The organism is Leifsonia shinshuensis, assembly GCF_013410375.1.
GTDB classification, from domain to species: Bacteria; Actinomycetota; Actinomycetes; order Actinomycetales; family Microbacteriaceae; genus Leifsonia; species Leifsonia shinshuensis.
On the sequence record NZ_JACCFL010000001.1, the window covers coordinates 2,160,151 to 2,176,255 of the forward strand.

Annotated in this window: 15 protein-coding genes and 4 tRNA genes; 12 read left to right on the plus strand and 7 right to left on the minus strand. The window is 69.9% G+C overall.

The window, feature by feature from the left end:
- Positions 1-15: 15 nt before the first annotated feature.
- On the minus strand, positions 16-933 hold the full coding sequence (locus HNR13_RS10475) for a sulfurtransferase (RefSeq protein ID WP_179605699.1): 918 nt from the start codon (positions 931-933) through the stop codon (positions 16-18).
- A gap of 126 nt (positions 934-1,059) precedes the next feature.
- Between HNR13_RS10475 and zapE the strand changes: the two genes are divergently transcribed.
- The 5 genes from zapE (at position 1,060) to HNR13_RS10500 (ending at position 6,870) form a co-directional block, all read left to right on the plus strand.
- Entirely contained in the window at positions 1,060-2,115 is a 1,056-nt protein-coding gene (zapE, locus tag HNR13_RS10480; protein WP_179605700.1) for a cell division protein ZapE, read from the plus strand.
- A 221-nt stretch (positions 2,116-2,336) separates the two neighbouring features.
- The gene (locus HNR13_RS10485; protein WP_179605701.1) at positions 2,337-3,611 is read left to right on the plus strand and encodes an ammonium transporter; all 1,275 of its coding nucleotides are present in this window, start codon (positions 2,337-2,339) and stop codon (positions 3,609-3,611) included.
- Positions 3,612-3,750: 139 nt separating this feature from the next.
- Complete coding sequence (locus tag HNR13_RS10490) at positions 3,751-5,043, plus strand: ammonium transporter (protein WP_179605702.1); 1,293 nt, start codon at positions 3,751-3,753, stop codon at positions 5,041-5,043.
- Positions 5,044-5,113: 70 nt separating this feature from the next.
- The gene (locus HNR13_RS10495) at positions 5,114-5,500 is read left to right on the plus strand and encodes a type II toxin-antitoxin system PemK/MazF family toxin (RefSeq protein WP_179603896.1); all 387 of its coding nucleotides are present in this window, start codon (positions 5,114-5,116) and stop codon (positions 5,498-5,500) included.
- Between the two features lie 77 nt (positions 5,501-5,577).
- Complete coding sequence (locus HNR13_RS10500; RefSeq protein WP_179605703.1) at positions 5,578-6,870, plus strand: O-acetylhomoserine aminocarboxypropyltransferase/cysteine synthase family protein; 1,293 nt, start codon at positions 5,578-5,580, stop codon at positions 6,868-6,870.
- Between the two features lie 152 nt (positions 6,871-7,022).
- Here the strand turns inward: HNR13_RS10500 and HNR13_RS10505 are convergent, their stop codons facing one another.
- From HNR13_RS10505 to HNR13_RS10520, 4 genes are all read right to left on the minus strand, one after another.
- The gene (locus HNR13_RS10505) at positions 7,023-8,192 is read right to left on the minus strand and encodes a MalY/PatB family protein (protein WP_179605704.1); all 1,170 of its coding nucleotides are present in this window, start codon (positions 8,190-8,192) and stop codon (positions 7,023-7,025) included.
- Positions 8,193-8,287: 95 nt separating this feature from the next.
- The gene (locus HNR13_RS10510) at positions 8,288-8,890 is read right to left on the minus strand and encodes a TetR/AcrR family transcriptional regulator (RefSeq protein ID WP_179605705.1); all 603 of its coding nucleotides are present in this window, start codon (positions 8,888-8,890) and stop codon (positions 8,288-8,290) included.
- 16 nt (positions 8,891-8,906) lie between these two features.
- Entirely contained in the window at positions 8,907-10,199 is a 1,293-nt protein-coding gene (locus HNR13_RS10515) for an FtsX-like permease family protein (RefSeq protein ID WP_179605706.1), read from the minus strand.
- On the minus strand, positions 10,196-10,882 hold the full coding sequence (locus tag HNR13_RS10520) for an ABC transporter ATP-binding protein (RefSeq protein WP_179605707.1): 687 nt from the start codon (positions 10,880-10,882) through the stop codon (positions 10,196-10,198). The genes HNR13_RS10515 and HNR13_RS10520 overlap by 4 nt, the downstream gene beginning before the upstream one ends.
- Before the next feature lie 161 nt (positions 10,883-11,043).
- Between HNR13_RS10520 and HNR13_RS10525 the strand changes: the two genes are divergently transcribed.
- Both HNR13_RS10525 and HNR13_RS10530 read left to right on the plus strand, forming a co-directional pair.
- Positions 11,044-11,982, plus strand: a complete 939-nt coding sequence (locus HNR13_RS10525) for a hypothetical protein (RefSeq protein WP_179605708.1) — start codon at positions 11,044-11,046, stop codon at positions 11,980-11,982.
- On the plus strand, positions 11,966-12,331 hold the full coding sequence (locus tag HNR13_RS10530) for a hypothetical protein (protein ID WP_179605709.1): 366 nt from the start codon (positions 11,966-11,968) through the stop codon (positions 12,329-12,331). Before HNR13_RS10525 ends, HNR13_RS10530 begins: the two co-directional genes overlap by 17 nt.
- Before the next feature lie 57 nt (positions 12,332-12,388).
- Here the strand turns inward: HNR13_RS10530 and HNR13_RS10535 are convergent.
- Positions 12,389-12,461, minus strand: a tRNA-Val gene (locus HNR13_RS10535).
- Between the two features lie 188 nt (positions 12,462-12,649).
- Between HNR13_RS10535 and HNR13_RS10540 the strand changes: the two genes are divergently transcribed.
- From HNR13_RS10540 to HNR13_RS10560, 5 genes are all read left to right on the plus strand, one after another.
- A tRNA-Gly gene (locus tag HNR13_RS10540) sits at positions 12,650-12,722 on the plus strand.
- A gap of 69 nt (positions 12,723-12,791) precedes the next feature.
- A tRNA-Cys gene (locus HNR13_RS10545) sits at positions 12,792-12,862 on the plus strand.
- Positions 12,863-12,885: 23 nt separating this feature from the next.
- Positions 12,886-12,960: transfer RNA gene (locus HNR13_RS10550), tRNA-Val, on the plus strand.
- A 105-nt stretch (positions 12,961-13,065) separates the two neighbouring features.
- Positions 13,066-13,455, plus strand: coding sequence for a hypothetical protein (locus HNR13_RS10555; RefSeq protein WP_179605710.1), 390 nt, complete (start codon positions 13,066-13,068; stop codon positions 13,453-13,455).
- A complete protein-coding gene (locus HNR13_RS10560) occupies positions 13,452-13,670 on the plus strand; it encodes a helix-turn-helix domain-containing protein (protein WP_179605711.1) in 219 nt (72 codons plus the stop codon). The genes HNR13_RS10555 and HNR13_RS10560 overlap by 4 nt, the downstream gene beginning before the upstream one ends.
- A gap of 340 nt (positions 13,671-14,010) precedes the next feature.
- Here HNR13_RS10560 and HNR13_RS10565 read toward each other — a convergent pair whose 3' ends face one another.
- Positions 14,011-16,056 (minus strand): hypothetical protein, encoded by a 2,046-nt coding sequence (locus HNR13_RS10565; protein WP_179605712.1) that lies wholly within the window; start codon positions 16,054-16,056, stop codon positions 14,011-14,013.
- Positions 16,057-16,105 lie beyond the last annotated feature (49 nt).

Sequence of the window (16,105 nt, forward strand, 5' to 3'; positions counted from 1 at the left end):
GCGGGTGCGGCAGGGTCAGAGCGCGGGAACCTCGCCCGGCTCCGTGCCCGTCACGATCGGCACGCGCACGGCCGAGCCCCACTCCGTCCAGGAGCCGTCGTAGTTGCGGACGTTCTCGAAGCCGAGCAGGTGCGTCAGCACGAACCAGGTGTGGCTGGAGCGCTCGCCGATGCGGCAGTACGCCACCACGTCGTCGCCGGGCTTCAGGCCCGCGTCGCCGAGGTAGATGGCCTCCAGGTCGGCGCGGCGCTTGAAGGTCGCGTCCGGCGCGGCGGCGCGCGCCCACGGCACGGAGGCGGCCGACGGGATGTGGCCGGCGCGCAGTGCGCCCTCGGTGGGGTAGCCGGGGATCTCGGTGCGCTCGCCGCTGTACTCCTCGGGGGAGCGGACGTCGATGAGGGCCCCTTCCCCCGAACGGACGAGCCCGAGGTGGGCGAGCACGTCCTCCTTGAAGGCGCGGATGGTGTGGTCGTCGCGCTCCACCACCGGGTACTCCACCGGCGCGGGCGTCGGCACCTCGCGGGTGAGCTCGCGGCCCTCCGCGAGCCACTTGTCGCGGCCGCCGTCGAGCAGGCGGACGTCCTCGTGGCCGAACAGGGTGAACACCCAGAGCGCGTACGCGGCCCACCAGTTGTTCTTGTCGCCGTAGATCACGACGGTGGTGTCGCGGGCGATGCCCTTGGAGCCCAGGAGCTCGGCGAAGCGATCCGGGCTGACGTAGTCGCGGATCACCGGGTCGTTGAGGTCGGTGTGCCAGTCGATCTTGACGGCGCCGGGGATGTGGCCGGTGTCGTAGAGCAGCACATCCTCGTCCGACTCGACCACGACGAGGCCGGGTTCGCCGAGGTGCTCGGCCAGCCAGCCCGTGCTCACCAGCCGTTCGGGGTGCGCGTAGCCGGCGAAGTCGGTCGACGGGTCGGTGGCGATGGCCATGCTGCTGATCCTCCGGGTTAGGCTGGGAGCCTGCGAAATCGCGGGCCAGGAGTCCAGGCTACGCGGCCAGCGGCGGGTGACGAACGTCCCGTCAACACTTCTTCACACTAAGGTGCGCATCCAGACATGACGATCGAGACGACCGGAGCCCTGCCCCGCCTCGCGGACCGCTCGCCGGCGATCACCGGCGCCGAGATCGCGGCGAGCCTGGTGCCGCCGTCGCAGTTCGAGCACGCCACCTTCGAGTCCTACCGGCCCGACCACGACTACCCGTCCCAGTCGGAGGCCGTCGCCACGCTCAAGCTGTTCGCCAAGTCGTGGGAGCCGCAGCGGCCTGCCGGCCTGTTCAGCCGCAGCCGCCGCAAGGTGGAGGCCATGAAGCCGGGCGTCTACCTCGACGGCGGCTTCGGAGTCGGCAAGACCCACCTCCTCGCCGCGCTCTGGCACGAGGCGCCCGGCCCCAAGTACTTCGGCACCTTCATCGAGTACACCGCGCTGGTGGGCGCGCTCGGCTACGCGGGCGCGGTCGACCTCCTCCGCGGCTCGACCCTGATCTGCATCGACGAGTTCGAGCTGGACGACCCGGGCGACACGATGATGATGACCCGGATGCTGGGCGAGCTGGTCGCCTCCGGCACCCGCATCGCAGCCACGAGCAACACGCCGCCGAACGCGCTCGGCGAGGGCCGCTTCGCCGCGAGCGACTTCCTGCGCGAGATCCAGTCCCTCTCCGCCAACTTCCAGACGCTGCGGATCGACGGGCTCGACTACCGCCGCCGCGACACCTCCGGCCACGCGGTCAGCGTCGACGCGGGGGAGTACGACCGGGTGCTGTCGGCGCTCACCGCCCGCGGCGAGACGGCGACCAGCGACACGTTCGACGGCCTCATCTCCCACCTCGCGACGGTGCACCCGTCCCGCTACATCAAGATGCTCGACGGCGTCGACGTCATCGGCCTGGCCGACGTGCACGTGCTCCACGACCAGATGGCGGCCCTCCGGCTGGTCGCGTTCATCGACCGCGTGTACGACGCGGAGATCCCGATCGTGCAGACCGGCACCCCGCTCAGCGAGGTCTTCGACGACGAGATGCTGGGCGGCGGCTACCGCAAGAAGTACCTGCGCTCGATGTCGCGCATGATCGCCCTCACCGCGGGTGAACTGCCGCCGCACGACGAGTAGAGCGCGGCTCCCGGCGACCGCCCGCACCTGCCCCGGGGATTCGCACGGGCCCGAAACAGACTGTTTACACAGTGCGGGGATGCGTAACACCCGCGAAACACGAGCATCCCGCAGCCGAAACCTCTCGCTATCAGACTGGCTCCACCCCGAAGCGCCCGACCCGGCTCCGATGAGTCCGAACCCCATCCCCACGGGCGTCGCAAAGAGAGGTGGAGACTCGCATGGTTTTGCACACAGCAGCGGACTACGCAACGACAGGGACGGTGAACGCCCTGTGGCTGCTCGTCGCCGCAGCGCTCGTCCTGCTGATGACGCCCGGCGTCGCCTTCTTCTACGGCGGCATGGTCCGCGCGAAGAGCGTCGTCTCCATGATGATGATGAGCTTCGGCGCGATGGCCATCGTGGGCGTGCTCTGGGTCGTCTACGGCTACGGGCTCGCGTTCGGCAAGCCGCTCATCCCGCACGTGCTCGGCACCCCCGACCTGTTCCTCTCCAGCCTGATGGGCAAGGACGGGATGACTCCGGACCTCGGCGGGCTCGCGTTCGCCGGCTTCCAGGCGACCTTCGCCATCATCACGGTCGCGCTGATCTCCGGTGCCATCGCCGACCGCGCCAAGTTCGGCGCCTGGATGGTCTTCGCCGGCATCTGGGTGACGGTCGTCTACTTCCCGGTCGCGTACTGGGTGTTCAACCTCCAGGACGGCTGGATCTCCACGATCCTGCACGTGAACGACTTCGCCGGTGGTACTGCGGTGCACATCAACGCCGGTGCGGCGGGCCTCGCCCTCGCCCTGGTGCTCGGCAAGCGCGTCGGCTTCCAGAAGGGCATGAGCAAGCCGCACAACGTGCCGCTGACGCTGCTCGGCGCCGCGCTGCTGTGGTTCGGCTGGTTCGGCTTCAACGCCGGCTCGGAGGCCGCTGTCGACGGCGTCGCCGCGATCGCCTGGATCAACACCCTCGCCGCCCCGGCCGCCGCGACCATCGGCTGGCTGATCGTCGAGAAGATCAAGGACGGCAAGCCCACCTCCATCGGTGCGGCGTCGGGCGCGGTCGCCGGTCTGGTCGCGATCACCCCGGCCTGTAACATCCTGACCCCGGGCTTCGCGATCCTGCTCGGCCTGGTCGCCGGTGCCATCTGCGCCGTCGCGATCGACCTGAAGTTCAAGCTCGGCTTCGACGACTCGCTCGACGTGGTCGGCATCCACCTCATCGGCGGCCTCGTCGGAACGCTCTGGATCGGCATCTTCGGCTTCACCCACATCGGCGGCGACGCCACCAAGCCGTTCTCCAGCCTCTGGTACGGCGGGAGCTGGGTGCAGCTCGGAGCCCAGGCGCTCGGCGCCTTCAGTGTCCTGATCTACTCCTTCGTCCTGGCCTACGCGATCGGCTGGGTCATCCAGAAGACGATGGGCTTCCGGATCAAGAACGAGGACGAGCTGGCCGGCGTCGACACCGTGGTGCACGGCGAGGAGGGCTACGCGCTCGAGACGGTGTGAGCCCGACGCACCATCGAGCATCCGTGAACGGGGTGCCGCCTGCGGGCGGCGCCCCGTTTCCGCGTCGTAGCCGGCGGAGGCCCTGGGCGTGGCGGCCGACCGCTAGGGTAATGCTTGCATTGAGGCGGGAGGGAGCGGGATGGCCGCGACGAGCGAGCAGGTCGACGCCCTCCTCCTGTTCTTCTGCGGCGCGCTGACCCTCCTCGTCCCGGTCGGGCTCGCCTTCTTCGTCGGAGGCCTCGGCGGCCGCGCCGCCGCCTCGCGGGCGCTGCTGTTCGCGCTCACCGGCACCGCGGTCACGGTCCTGCTGGGCGTGCTGGGCGGGTACGGGATGCTCGCGGGCAGACCCCTGATCGGCCACCTGGTCGGGATGCCATCGCTCGACCTCGCAACGGGCTTCGGCGCGACCGGGGCGCACGGCCCGCGCGTCTACGACCTGGCGCGGGCGGGCTCGCTGCTGGCGGTCTGCTGCGTGTCGGTCGCGATCGTCGGCGTCGCGGTCGCGTCGAGGGTCACCCTGCGCGCGTGGCTGGTCCTCACCGTGCTGTGGTCCGTGCTGGTGCTCTACCCGGCCGGCTACGCCGTCTTCGCCCTCGACGACGGCTGGGCGACCGGCGTGCTCGGCGTCATCGACTTCGGCGGCGCGCTGCCGATCGGCGTGGCAGCGGGAGCGGCAGCGGCCGGCGTCATCCTGGCGTGCGGGCGCACCGAGCACCGGCCGCCGGAGCAGCGCAGCTTCGGCGCCATCGCGATCGGCGGCACGCTCGTCTGGGTCGGCTGGCTGGGGCTCGTGGTCGGATCGGAGGGCGCGGTCGACTCGTACACCGGGCTGATCGCGATCAACGCCTTCGTCGCCTCGGGAGGCGGCTGCCTCGCCTGGATGATCGTCGACCGGGTCCTGCTGCGACGCCCGACGACGGTGTCCGCGCTCTGCGGCGCCTTCTCCGGGCTCGTCGCCATCACAGCGGCGGCCGGGGTGCTCACGATCGGCTGGTCGCTGCTCCTCGGCACGATCGCCGCCCTGGCGTGCGCCACGATGGTCGACCTGGCCGCGCGGGCGCGGTTCGGGCCGTCGATGGCGCTCATCGTCATCGTCACAGTGGCCAGCCTGGTCGGACTGCTGTACCTCGGTCTGTTCGCGGCGGGCGGCGGCATGGTCGACAGCGGCAACTTCGACCTGTTCACGGCCCAGGCGATCGCGGGCTTCTCGGTGCTGGTCGGCTCCTTCCTGGTGGGGCTGGCACTGGCACTCGTCCTCCGCTTCACGCTCGGCCTCACCCGCATCGGCTATCGTGCGTCGAATGAGCCGACTCCTGGACGCGATCGCCCGACTGTTCCGGCCCGGAACGCCGCGGGGGACGGGGACTCCGCGGAGGCAGGCGAAGCCGCCCGCCCGGGCGACGCCGTCCGGCCGCGCGGGGCGGACCGCTGAGCGCCAGCGCGCCGGGGCACAGCGCGCCGGGGTCGAGCCCGGACGCTCCGGCGCCGGTGCAACGGTCCAGGTGGATCCGCGCCGCCTGGCGAGGCTGAGGACCGCCTACAACCCGAAGACCGACGGCGAGCCCGACCCCGGCGAGATCGTCTGGACCTGGGTGCCCTACGAGGAGAACGACGGACGCGGCAAGGACCGTCCGGTGCTCGTGGTCGCCGCCGAGCCCGCGGGCAGCCTGATCGCGGTCGCGCTGACCAGCCAGGCGCATCCCGGGCGGCCCGAGTACCTGGCGATCGGCGCGGGGGACTGGGATGGCCGGGGCCGGCCGAGCTACGTCCGCCTCGACCGGGTGTTCCGCGTGCACCGGACCGGTATGCGCCGGGAGGCCGCCGCCCTGGACGCACGCCGGTACGCGACCGTCCGCTCCGCCCTGCGCGAGCTCTACGGGTGGCGCTGACCGCACGGGAGGCCGTCGCATGACGAACGGTGAAGCCGCGCCGCACAAGCGGCGCTCCGCGTCACTACAGTTGCCGCATGCCTGACGACTGTCCGCGCCCGCTCGACTTCGAGACCCGGCAGATCCACGCCGGAGCCGTGGTCGACGCCGAGACCCGCGCCCGCGTGACCCCGATCTACCAGACCGCCGGCTACGTCTTCGACGACTTCGACGACGGCGAGGACCGGTTCGCCGGCCGCAGCCGCTACCGGGCCTACTCGCGCAACGACAATCCCACCAACGCCGTCGCCGGCCGCCGCATCGCCGACCTGGAGGGCGGCGTCGACGGCATCGTCGTCTCCAGCGGGCAGGCGGCCATCGCCGCGGCGATCAACGCGCTCGCCGAGGCGGGCGACCACATCCTCGCGACCCGGTCGCTGTACGAGGGCACGCGGGAGATGTTCCGCGGCATCCTGAAGCGGCAGGGGATCGCCTTCGAGTACGTGGACGACGACGCGACCGACGAGGAGTGGGCGGCCCGGTTCCGGCCGAACACGAAGGCGGTCTACACCGAGACGCTGCCCAACCCGCTGAACCAGGTGGTCGACATCGAGCGCCTCGCCGGGATCGCGCACGCGGCCGGCGTCCCGCTGGTGGTGGACAACACCGTGCCGACGCCGTACCTGTGGCGGCCGATCGAGGACGGCGCCGACATCGTCGTGCACTCCACCTCCAAGTGGCTGTCCGGGCACGCCTCGGTCATCGGCGGCGCCGTCGTCGACGCCGGCCGCTTCGACTGGGCGGCGCACGCCGACCGGTTCCCGCAGCTCACCGAGCCGCCCCGGCCGGGCGTCGCGTCGTTCGTGGAGCGCTTCGGCGCCGGTGCGTACCTCGCCTACCTGCGGTCCGTGATCGTGCTCGAGTACGGTCCCACCGTCCCCGCGCTCAGCACCTTCCTGCTGCTGCACGGGATCGAGACGCTGTCGGTGCGGATGGACCGTCACGTGGCGAACGCGCAGGCGGTCGCCGAGTGGCTGGCGGAGCGGCCGGAGGTGGCGCGGGTGTACTACCCGGGCCTGCCGACGGACCCGCACCACACGCTCGCTCAGAAGTACCTGCCGCTCGGGCCCGGCTCGATCGTGTCGATCGACCTGGCGGGCGGGCAGGAGGCGGCGCGCCGCTTCCTCGACGCGCTGCAGCTCATCAGCCCGATGACGCACATCGGCGACGTCCGCACGCTGGCCATCCACCTGGGCAGCACCATCCACGCCAAGCTCACCGAGGAGGAGCGCCTGGACGCGGGGATCACGCCGGGGCTGGTGCGGCTGTCGATCGGGATCGAGAGCCCGCGCGACATCATCGAGGATCTGCGGCAGGCCCTGGAGGCGTAGCCCGCGGCGACATTCGTGCCGAATGTCGCGAAAGCGCGCGCCATTCGCGCGATTCGTGACGAATGTCCCGACGGTTGCACGAGTGACATTCGTGCCGAATGTCGGGAATGCGCGGCGGTTTCGGGCGATTCGGCGCGAATCGCGCGGGGGCGTTACGCAGGAACGGGCGCGTAGGCCGCGACGGTGGCGGCGATGCGGCGCACGGCCTCCACCACGGTGCTCGGGTCGCAGGCCAGGTTGATGCGGGCGAAGCCGCGGCCCTGCTCGCCGAACGCGAGCCCGGAGTTGAGCGCCACCCGCCCGGTGTCGATGAGGACGCGCGCCGGGTCGTCGCCGAGCCCGGTGTCCCGGAAGTCGAGCCAGGCCAGGTAGCCGGCGTCCGGCCGGACGACCCGCACCGCCGGCGCGTGGACGGTGAGCTCGGCCTCCAGCAGCCGGAGGTTCTCGACGAGCTGTTCCAGGAGCCCGTCGCGCCAGCGCAGGCAGGACAGCGCGGCGACATTGGCGTGCAGGCCGAGGATGCTGGTGCGCGCCGCGAGCTCTTCGGGCAGCCGGGTGAGCAGGTCGGCGGTGGCGGGCTCGGCGGCGACGATGACCGCGCACTTGAGGCCGGCGAGATTCCACGCCTTGCTGGCGGAGGTGACCGTCACGGCGCGGGCGCCTGCGGCCCGGGCGACGGGTGCGAACGGCGTGAAGCGGACGCCCGGGTGGGCGAGCGGGGCGTGCACCTCGTCGCTGACGACGAACACCCCGTAGCGAGCCGCGAGGCGGGCGAGCGCCTCCAGGCTGCGCCGGCTGTGACATCGCCCCGTCGGGTTCTGCGGGTTGCAGAGCAGCATCGCGTCCACCCCGGCCGCGAACGCGGTCTCCAGGGCGTCCAGGTCGAGCGTCCAGCCGGCGTCCTCGCGCAGCGGCACGGTGATCGCGACGGCGTCGGCCTCCTCGATCATCTCGAAGAACGGCGGGTACACCGGAGGGGTCAGCACCACCCGCCCGCCCGACTCGGGAAGCACCAGGCGCAGGGTCTCCACCACGCCGACCGTCACGTCGGTCGCGAGGTGCACCCACTGCGGGTCGACGCCCCACGCCCAGGAGCTCCAGGCGAAGTCGGCGAACGCCGGCGCGAGCGGTCCGGCGGAGTCGAGGTACCCGGTGTCCGAGTTGCGGAGCGTGTCGGCGACCCGGTCCAGGATGGCGGGCTCGACGTCGAAGTCCATCTCGGCGACGAACACCGGGAGGACGTCCGCCGGATAGCGGCGCCACTTGATGCTGGACCTGGACGCGAAGAGCTGCTCCAGGGGACGGGCCGGTGCGAAGCTCATTGAGCAAGGGTGCCGCAGGACGGCGCCGACCGCGACCGCGCGCGTCACGGAACGTAAGGTAAGGGTCTCGATCCGCGCGCTCGCGCTCCGGGTCCTCAGATGAGGGGCACGCCGAGACCGCGGAGCAGCTCCGCGACGCGGTCGGGCGAGACCGGAGCCGTCGCGCCGGTTCGTGTCGTCGTTTCCGCGAGGTAGCGGAAGAGGCCGGCGAGGATCGACGCGAGGAGCTTGGCCTGCTCCTGGCGCGTCGTCTCGTCCGTCTCCGGGTTCTCGTTGAGGAGCCGGAGCCGGAGGATGTCGGTGATCTCGGCCTCGATCAGCGTGAAGCGCTGCATCTGGCGGGCCATCAGCTCGGGATGGCTGCCGACGGCACGAAGCCGGGCGGCCATCTCCTGCGGCGCCACGACCTGGGGCAGTTGCACCAGGCGGAAGGCGTCGGGGAGGAGGGGGCCGTGCGCGACGATGAACTCGCGCGCGAACTGCTGGTCGACCCCGGGGCCCGCGCTGCCGATCACAGCGGCGTCCTTGGTTTTGAAGTGGTTGAAGAAGGTGCGCTGGGAGACCCCGGCGCGCTCGCAGATCATGTCGACCGTGACAGCGTCGTAGCCGAGCTCGTTGACCAGGGCCACGGCGGCGGATTCGATGGCTGCGGTGGTCTGGGAACGGGTGCGGCGAGAGGCGCCGTCAACGGTCGACATGATCCTCCTGAAGTGACTACTCGTAGCGTAGCGAGTCGATCGGGTTCTGCCGGGCCGCCCGGCGCGCCGGCAGCACACCCGCCAGGAACGCGATGAGCATGATCGCGAGGATCACGAACACGATCGCCTGCGGCTGGAACAGCAGCAGCGTCAGGCCGGGCAGCGAGGCGAGCGGTCCGGCGGCCGCGACGGCGCTGATCCCGGTGCCCAGCAGCATCGCGACGACCACGCCGAGCACGCTGCCGAGGAAGCCGATCACGATCGCCTCGGTGCTGAAGAGCGCGAACACCTTCCGGCTGGACATCCCCATCGCCTTCATCAGGCCGATCTCCCTGGTGCGCTCCTGAACGCTCATGAACAGGGTGTTCACGATGCCGAAGGCGGCGGCGATCAGGGCGACGACGGCGAAGGCGTTGAGCACGCCGATGATGCCGTTGATGACCGTCTGGATGGTGCCGAGCTGGTCCTGGACCGTCTGCCCGGTGAACCCCGCCTTGGTGAGGGCGCTCTTCAGGTCGTCGACGCGCTGCGCGGTCGGGTCGCCTGCCACGTAGGCGATCGCGACCTGGTAGCCGGCGCGGCTGTCCAGACCCGCACGCTGGGTGGTCGAGAGAGCGTCGATCAGGGCGTTGTTCGCCCCGGCCCCGGTCGCGAGCAGGCTGGTCCGGGCCACGCCGACGATGTGCGCCGCGACGGTCTGCGACTGACCCCTGGCATCGGTCAGTCCGAGGGTCACGTCTGTGCCCACCGCCGCCTCGCCGGAGGCGAAGCCGAGCGGCTCGACGTAGTCCTGCGGCAGCACGAGCTGCTTCTCGTTCGACCCCTGGTCGAGCTGGGCGCCGGCGGCGAGGTCCGACTTGGTGATCGAGGAGGTCGCGTTGATCGTCAGCTTGTACTTGTCGCCGGTGTCATGCGCGATCCAGTCGACCGCGACCTGCTGAACCGGCGCGACCCTGTCGACGCCCTGGATGCCGCGGATCGTCTCCAGATCAGCCTCGGAGAGGGTGCCGCCGCTGGCGCCGAGCGGGCTCGGCGCGCCCACGCTCCCGGCGCTCGTGCCGCCGGCGGACGGGTCGTACTTCTGCGGGCCCGAGCCCGTGGCGGTCGCGGCGCGCTGCACGAGCAGCACATCCTGCGACCCGAGACTGGAGACCTGTTTGGTGACATAGTCCGAGACACCCGCGCCGAGCGCGGTGGTCAGCGTGAGCGTGAACGCGCCGACGAAGAGCGACAGCACGGTCAGGATGGTGCGGGTCTTGCTGCGGAAGGCGTTGCGCGTCCCGGCGCGCAGCAGGTCGGTGGTCTTCACGCGGCCACCTCCTCGACCAGGAGCCCGTCGGCGATCGTGATCCGCCGGTCGCAGCGCGCAGCCAGGTCGCCGTCGTGGGTGACGACCACCAGCGTGATGCCCTTCTCCTTGTTGAGCCAGAACAACAGATCCTCCACGTGCTTTCCGGTCACGCTGTCCAGGTTCCCGGTCGGTTCGTCGGCGAAGATCACCTCCGGGTCTCCGACCAGCGCCCGGGCGATGACCACCCGCTGCTTCTGGCCGCCGGAGAGCGCCGTCGCGGGATTCTTCGCCTTGTCGGCCAGGCCGAGCTGTTCCAGCGCGGCCATGCCGCGCGTGCGCCGCTCGGCGCGCGGAACGCCGCGGATCGTCAGCGGGAGGACCACATTCTCCAGCACCGACGCGGATGGGGTGAGGAAGAACTGCTGGAACACGAAGCCGAAGCGCTCGTTCCGGAGCAGGTCGACGGTGCGCTTCGAGAGCGCTCCGGCCGAACGGCCGTCCACGGCCAGTTCTCCCGCGTCGGGCTTGTCGAGCAGGGCGAGTAGATGCATCAGGGTCGACTTGCCCGAACCGCTCTTGCCGACGATCGCCAGAGACTCTCCGCGGCGCACCTCCATCGTCACCCCCTTGAGGGCATCGAACCGGCTCTCGCCACGGCCGTAGGACTTCGCGAGGTCGTGCACGCTCAGGATGGATTCCATCAGCTTCCCTTCTATTGCAGTGACTGCACCATATCATGCAGTTACTGTAAACGCGTGCGCGATGAGACCGCTGGAGGACGCGGGAGGAGGGTGCCGTAGCGCCGTCGAATACCGTGTTGGCACGGATTCTGCGGTGTCGGGCGGTGGATAACGTTCGAGTCATGACGGACCTGACCGGCGCCCTGCCTCCCGACGCCAACCGCTTCGCCTGGGTGCGCAAGCTCCTGCCGCGGATCGTGATCGGCTCGCTCATCGCCGCCGCGCTCGTCGGCGTCTACGCGGTGATCATCGGCCGGTGGGACGAGACCTGCTGGCGGCTGATCGGCACGATCGCGCTGCTGGTGTTCTTCTCGCTGGTGTCCTGGTACGACGCGGACGTCTCCGCCCGCCGGGCGCCCTGGTTCGGGGCGGTGTCGGTGACGCTGTCGGCGTTCCTGCTGCTGGACGGCCTGGTGAAGCTCTGGACGCCGGCGCTGGACGGCGCGTCCGCCACCGAGGACTCGAGCGGCACCTCGTCGTGGGGCTTCTTCGGCTGGATCGCCCTCGTGGCGGTCGTGCGCCTCGGCCTCCTGCACATCCACCTGGTGCTGAACACCCAGCGCCGCTTCACCGGGCCGATCATGTCGAAGGTCACCGTGTGCACGCTCGTGCTGGTCGGGGCGCTGACCGTCGGGCTGGCGGCGCCGCTGGTGTTCGACCACGTGGAGTTCTCGGACACGTACTGGCGGCTCGTGGCCACGATCGCGATCCTCGACGCGCTGGGGACCATCCTGATCCCGCTGACGTACACGCTGTTCGGGCCGAAGGCGGTGCGGGGTGGAGGCCGGGCGGCTGGTGGTTCGGGCGGGGCGGGTGCGGCGTACGTGCCGGCGGGCGCGGCCTACGCGCCGCCCGCTACGGCGTACGCCCCGCCGACGGCATTCGCGCCGGCCGCTGCCGCGCCGGCCGGTGCTTCCGCCGCGCCGGCGCCGTCGCCCTACCCGAACGTGCTGACGCCGGCCGGCGGCTACCGGCTGGAGTGGCCGCGCTACGTCAACGGCACCCCGCTGCCGGCACGTCCCGACGGCTCGCCGGACTTCACCGGTGTCATCGGCTACTGAGCCGTCGGCGCCGGCGAATTCGCGCGGCCGGCGGCATCCCGGGCTGCACCTGCTCTGGGTGGTCCCGGCGGTGGTCCTGTTCTGCTTCGTGCCGTGGGTCGTCGCGGCGTTGTCGTGGTGCGGCATCAGCGGCTGCACGGGAGGCGGCTTCGGCCGGACGCTCGACGGCCAGTGGATGGCGATCCTCGCGTGCTGCATCGCCGCCGCCGCGCTGGCGATCCCGCTGCTGTTCATCCCGTGGGTGCGCCGCCGGTCAGTGCGGAGCCCGGTCGCGGTCGTGAGCGGGCTGGCGTGGGGCTACCTGATCGCCGTGCTGTCGCACGGCGAGGGGCCGTGGTTCACGCCGTAGCGGGGGAGGAGCCGGTTAACCGGAGAACCCCGGCCGTGGCCGGGGTTTCGTCTGCGGTGGGCGATACCAGACTCGAACTGATGACCTCTTCCGTGTGAAGGAAGCGCGCTACCAACTGCGCCAATCGCCCGTGCGTACGCGGCCGGGGTGTCCGGCTGCGAGTCTCGATACTAGCCGACGCCGGCCCCGGATTGCACATCGGCCGCGCACGCCGGGCGTTGCGGCGCGCGACACACCCGGACGGCGCGTCCGGTTTTGTCATCGGCGTGGGGATCGGCTAAAGTCATTCAAGTGCCGCGGGAGACCGGGGCGCGAAATGCGGATGTAGCGCAGTTGGTAGCGCATCACCTTGCCAAGGTGAGGGTCGCGAGTTCGAGTCTCGTCATCCGCTCGAGTCGGCCTGGTTTCCTCGGATTCCAGGCCTCTCGAATACGGTACGGTTCTTCCGTGTTGTGGCTTCGGTGGATTGGCCGAGAGGCGAGGCAGCGGCCTGCAAAGCCGTATACACGGGTTCGAATCCCGTATCCACCTCGATCCTGAGCAGCTCAGGCTCTGGGCGATTGGCGCAGCGGTAGCGCGCTTCCCTGACACGGAAGAGGTCACTGGTTCGATCCCAGTATCGCCCACCACGAAACCCCCGGAATTCCGGGGGTTTTCTCGTTGTCGGATGGTTTGGGCAATATCTGGGCAATATCCCTTGAGACTCTGTTTCGCCCCAGCGCTAGAGTCAACGCATGACCGACGGCACATTCACCGCGCGACTCCACTTCCCGGACCGAGTCAGGGAAGAGCAGCTTGATCTGGTCGATGGTAAGTACCCAGAGACGTTCGATGCGAGCTACTTAGTGGAGGACGGCTCGCAGGTCATCCTCATGAGCTGGCGCTTGCGCGTTCCGGTGAATCGCGACTCGACGACACAGGACTATTACCTTGCGTCCGAGCAAGACCCGCCGCTCGGCTCGTCCGGCTACGGTTTCTTCTCCTACGTGGCATCGCACCCGAGTTGGGATCGAGATCTCCGATTCCTTGGCACGCGTGAACAGTTCGAACTCTGGTTCCCGACCGTGTCGCAAGGCGTGGCGCTCGATGATCCGGCGCTCACAATCGATGAAACCCCCCGATGAGCGATCTCAGACCGCGCCCGCGGCCGCTTGCCTACTCGATCCCCGACGCCGCTGCAGCCTGTGGTTACTCGGAGGCCTCTATCCAGCGCGCGATCGCGAAGGGCGACCTGGCGCCGCGGTACGCGAACAGCAAGGGTGTGATCCTCGCCGACGAGCTGGATGAGTGGCTGCACTCCCTGCCTACCGAACCACCGGAGAAGGGGCGTCCTCGCTAGCGTCAGTGCGGGGTAGGCCCGGTGTACACCTCGCCGTCGCGACCCGTTAGGTGGTCGTTCTGACAGAGGTAGAACGCGACCCACTCGTCTCGCTCGCGGATGCCCGTCCGGCTGTCGTGCGACTTCAATTCCATCCGCTGCGGCCGCGCCGGCAGCCCGCACGCTAGCGCACCACCATTCCCGGGAGGTCCCGAACATGGTCACTCCGTGTGGAAAAAAAATGCGGGGGAGAGATCGCGTGGACTGGCGGGTCATCTGTCCTCAAGGGCCCTGAAGAATCGACAGGGCCACCCCGAGAGGTCGATGGATGCCCGCCCGGTGTTCGTCTAGCTGTGTGTGATCAGAAGGCGTAGATGCCGGGCTGGGCGACGTCTACGAGCGCTCCTGTGGCGTGTGCCGCTGGCGTGGTGCCGTTGGCGCCGCGGGTGATGGTGGCTGTCTGTGTGCTGCCGCTGAGCGCTGTGCAGGCGGTGACGGTGACCTGCTCGGAATCGACCTGGAGTGTGTAGGGCACCTGTACCGTCTCGAGGAACGTGAGCGGGCTCGCCGTGGCCACGACCATGCTGGTCGCGCCGGCGGTGAGCGCGCTGGACAGGGTGAGGTCCGTGCCGGCTGAGAAGACGTCCGTGTCGAAGACCGCTGTGCTGGGCAGCACGGGTGCGAGGTACAGGGTGAAGACGTCGCCGCTCAGAGTGTTGTGGACTTCGGTCGCACCGAGGAACCAGCCGTCCCATTGAGTGAATCCGAGCGCGGCCGTGGGCAGGTTCGTCAGGCGCACCCGGTCGCCGAGGTTCAGGCCCAGTAGCTGCGCGAGCGTGACCGCGGAGGTGGTCGTGTTGATATCGACCTTGGAGACCTTCAGCGCGACGTTCTCGCCGCGCTGCAGGCGGTCTTGGGCGTATCCGAGCAGATCGGTCGGGTTGGCGAGGGTGACTGTTTCTGACGTCGCTGCGGCGCCCACGCGGGCGACTGCGGCGCGGTCGGTGGCGGCGGCGCTGTTGCTGGGTCCAGAGGCGGTGATAGTGGCGTAGAGGTTCGTGACGTCGCGGTCGATCTGGGGCAAGCCTTCGATGTCGGCTGCTGCGTCGAGGGTCAGCGTGACCGCGGTCGGACGGGTGCGTGCCCGCATGTTGACGGTCGTTGACGGGGACAGCAGGGTCCCGGTCGTGGCGGCGTAGAGGTGGCCCTGCTCGGTGCGGACCGCGTCGCACATCAGCGACCAGGCTGTGACGTTGGATGCGGTGGGTGGTCCGATGGGTGCGGTAGAGATGTTCGGGTCGAGGGTGCCGATGGTCATGCCGGGCACCGCCTGCGCGAGCGCGCGAACCCGGTTCGCAGTTGTCGTCGGTGAGGCCGCGTATTCCTCATGGATCAGGACCGGGGAGTGCGAGAAGTGCGAGAACGACGGTGAATAGCTCCCGGTGCCGTCTCCCGCGAAGAGGCGCACGTACTTGGGCTGTGCGAGCGCGTTGGTGAGCGTGCCCGCGACGGTGCCCGTGCTGGTGCCGGCGGCGACACCGTCGATGTAGAGCGTCGCGGTGAATGTCGTGCCGGCGTAGGTGGTCCCGAGCGCGAAGTAGTGGGTGAGCCCGTCGAAGGCCACCGTTGTGCCTCCGCTGGTCCATCCTGGCGCGCCGAACGAGACGCTCGATCCCTGGAAGCGCCAGAACCCGGCGTAGCTGCCGGAAGGCCCGGAGTCGATCTCGACGAATGATGCAGCGTTGGGCGTGTACCAGAGACCCCAGAACCCGAGGGAGCCGGCCGGGTAGTTGATGACGGGGAACGGGCCGGTTGCCTGCATCGCCGCTGCGGCTGCGGCGGTCGCCGGGAGTGCCATCTGAGTGTCGGTCGTAGCGGGGACGCCTGGCAGCCCGAACACGCCCGGGTTGCCGGGCGGCTGCGTCGTGAGGCTCGGGCCGCCGTTGCCGGAAGTTTCGGCGGCCTGGCCGCTGCTGGCGGCGTCGTTCAGAGACCAGTACAGCCACGCATTCGTGCTGGCCATTGTGGCAGCGATATCGCCGACGAGCGTGCGGTTAGCGAAGTAGAAGATGTCGCCGCAGGTGATCGTCACGCGGCCCCATTCCGTCTCCGACGAAGCGAAACCGATCGCGGACACCATCCCGCTCACGAGACGACCGCCGATCGACCAGCACACCGCAGTGCCCTCGGTCAGCGGCGACGCGTAGGGGGTGCTGAGGTTGCCCGGCGTGAAGCGACCGTCGTAGTTGTCGAGGATGAACGTCACCTGGCCCGGGTTCGGGTCGCGGAACTCCGACTGACGACCGTAGCTGTACGCGACGCCCTCAGGGCCGGTGCAGTACGCCGAGACGTCGACCAGAGCGCCGGCGGCGCCGAGACCGAGCGCGATTTGCTGTGTAGTGCTCATGCGTGGACTCCTTTAGCGGGACAGATGTCCCGGGACTTCGAAAGCAGAC

Coding starts and splice junctions, on each gene's coding strand:
- HNR13_RS10475 (WP_179605699.1), bottom strand. CDS start 933: ATGGCCATCGCCACCGACCCGTCGACCGACTTCGCCGGCTACGCGCAC.
- zapE (WP_179605700.1), top strand. CDS start 1,060: ATGACGATCGAGACGACCGGAGCCCTGCCCCGCCTCGCGGACCGCTCG.
- HNR13_RS10485 (WP_179605701.1), top strand. CDS start 2,337: ATGGTTTTGCACACAGCAGCGGACTACGCAACGACAGGGACGGTGAAC.
- HNR13_RS10490 (WP_179605702.1), top strand. CDS start 3,751: ATGGCCGCGACGAGCGAGCAGGTCGACGCCCTCCTCCTGTTCTTCTGC.
- HNR13_RS10500 (WP_179605703.1), top strand. CDS start 5,578: ATGCCTGACGACTGTCCGCGCCCGCTCGACTTCGAGACCCGGCAGATC.
- HNR13_RS10505 (WP_179605704.1), bottom strand. CDS start 8,192: ATGAGCTTCGCACCGGCCCGTCCCCTGGAGCAGCTCTTCGCGTCCAGG.
- HNR13_RS10510 (WP_179605705.1), bottom strand. CDS start 8,890: ATGTCGACCGTTGACGGCGCCTCTCGCCGCACCCGTTCCCAGACCACC.
- HNR13_RS10520 (WP_179605707.1), bottom strand. CDS start 10,882: ATGGAATCCATCCTGAGCGTGCACGACCTCGCGAAGTCCTACGGCCGT.
- HNR13_RS10525 (WP_179605708.1), top strand. CDS start 11,044: ATGACGGACCTGACCGGCGCCCTGCCTCCCGACGCCAACCGCTTCGCC.
- HNR13_RS10555 (WP_179605710.1), top strand. CDS start 13,066: ATGACCGACGGCACATTCACCGCGCGACTCCACTTCCCGGACCGAGTC.
- HNR13_RS10560 (WP_179605711.1), top strand. CDS start 13,452: ATGAGCGATCTCAGACCGCGCCCGCGGCCGCTTGCCTACTCGATCCCC.
- HNR13_RS10565 (WP_179605712.1), bottom strand. CDS start 16,056: ATGAGCACTACACAGCAAATCGCGCTCGGTCTCGGCGCCGCCGGCGCT.